The following is a 1550-nucleotide window of genomic DNA, read 5'->3' on the forward strand; positions in this document are numbered from 1 at the left end:
TAACAACACGCCCTGAGGTGGACAGCAAGTATTAATACTCACTTTCCACCGCATATTTCAGAAGGGGTGAGCCCTTACGCTTTAGTGCTTCAAGGTAGGTTGTTTCATCGTATGCCGTCTTTGTTTTCCAACATCTAAACAGTATCCTTATCCACTTAAATGCCAGCGCACGAATGATAGTATTATGTGGCTTTCCTTTGCTTACTTGTTGTTGGTAATAAGCTTTGGCCCAAAACGAATATCGCACTGATTGACCAGCCCATTCTACAAATGTCTGCCTTAAAAAGGTTGTGCATGAGTAGCGCCAATGTATCCATTCTTTTTTGCCACTTCGTTCCGTTACAGGAGCAATACCGGCGTATTTTTGTATCTCTTCACATGACTGGTAACGCTCGCGATTTGACCCCATTGCGGCTAATAATCGAGGGGCCATTTGGGGACCAGCTCCTGGCAAGCTATCATAAATAAATCGGTCGCTGTTCTTTTTATAAATCGATTTTATCTCATGGTCGAATCGTTCGATTGATGACATTAATTGCTTGAGTTGCCCAATCAAACATTCAACAAGAAGTTGGTTAGGACTGATTATGGCATTGTCGTTCGTTAATGGTTCAGCTTGCTTAATTTCTATAATACGCTTTTCATTTACCGCTGAGTAACGTGAATTGTGTTGGTTAAAAAAGTCAATTAAGGTTTGCTTTCTAGCCCGTTTAACTTGTGCAAGTGATGGCCAACGTGAAAGAAAATCACAGAATATCATGCTGTCTTTTTCTTTAAACCAATCAAGTACATGCGGGTAATAATTTTTTAATGTAGTGGAGAGCCTATTCGTTAAGTCAACTCGGTCCTGCACCAGTGTTCGGCGGTATTCCACCAGTTGAGCTAGTGACCTAATACTTTCGGTGTCGGGAGTGATAACTTTTAATTTACTCATGTGCTGTTGCAATATTTCTAATTGGATAGCTGCATCAGTGGGGTCATCTTTGGCACCGCTATGTGTAAATGCCTTTCGGTATTTTGCGACAGTTGACGGATTGATAGTAAACAAAACGATATGTTTAAATTTACTTAATGCGTAAATTAAAGGCCCCTTTTTTAATTCACAGGCGACCGCAATTTGTTGCCCATTGTACTTCTGCTTTAAAGCATTAGCCCAAGCACTAATCGCCTCGGGTTTAGAGGAAATTACGCTAAAAATGGGTTTGTTGTTTTGGTGATCGAGTTCACAAATGTCGTGCTTACGGTCGGCCCAATCAATAGCGATAAGAGCAGTAAAATCGGAAGGATTAAATACTTTCATTTTTTAACTCCGAAGCGTAAAGTTAACCATGGAATATGGCTGAAATATTGTTTCTCGCAGGTCTTATAGATAGTCGATATAAACGGCAATCCCTGAGTATGCGTATTGAAACAAGTGACCTCTGTTGCTCCGAAAGTCTTGTTAAAAGCATCGAGTGTTTGCGCTCAAATATTCGTAAGCAACAGAAGCATATTCCGCTTATTAATGAGCTAGGTAAACAGATTAATTAGTGGAACGGAGCAACTATAAG

The 1550-nt window shown here is 40.3% G+C and carries 1 protein-coding gene; it reads right to left on the reverse strand.

Translation table 11 applies throughout. The annotated features are described in order from the left end of the window. Positions 1 to 31: 31 nt before the first annotated feature. Positions 32 to 1300, reverse strand: a complete 1269-nt coding sequence (locus Q4575_RS19630; protein ID WP_215962644.1) for an IS110 family transposase — start codon at positions 1298 to 1300, stop codon at positions 32 to 34. Between the last annotated feature and the right edge of the window lie 250 nt (positions 1301 to 1550).

The organism is Psychrosphaera sp. 1_MG-2023, from assembly GCF_030548245.1.
GTDB lineage: Bacteria > Pseudomonadota > Gammaproteobacteria > Enterobacterales > Alteromonadaceae > Psychrosphaera > Psychrosphaera algicola.